We start from the raw sequence: 397 nt of genomic DNA on the forward strand, positions 1-397 counted from the left end.
GAAGGGTGTGCAATGGAAAGCGTATTATCTACCAACGGGATCAAATTCTCCCACTGCAGCTGCGATGTATCCTGAAATTCATCGATAAAATAATGCCGGTACCGATCACCAAGTCTTTCATAGATAAATGGAGCAGGCTGATCTTTCACTGCCTTGCCAATGGTCGCATTGAATTCTGAAATAAGGACCATAGAATTCTCTTTCTTGATTTCCTCGATCTGGTCCTGGATTGCACTTAGTAGCGATAAAGGGACAAGGTTCCTTTCAATAGCCTCTAAAAACTGAAGGGTAGTAATTCTCCTTTTAGCTTCGGAATAATACTCCACGATTTGCGGCTGTAGGTTGTCTAAAAGGGCTTTTTTGTCGGCTGCTAACTTCGATGCGTAGAGGGCTTTTT

At 42.8% G+C, this 397-nt stretch carries 1 protein-coding gene; it reads right to left on the bottom strand.

All coding sequences use genetic code 11. The annotated features are described in order from the left end of the window. A partial coding sequence (locus HC175_RS19870) for a UvrD-helicase domain-containing protein (RefSeq protein ID WP_168139819.1) occupies positions 1-397 on the bottom strand: 397 nt, incomplete at both ends.

Source organism: Salinimicrobium oceani (assembly GCF_012037645.1).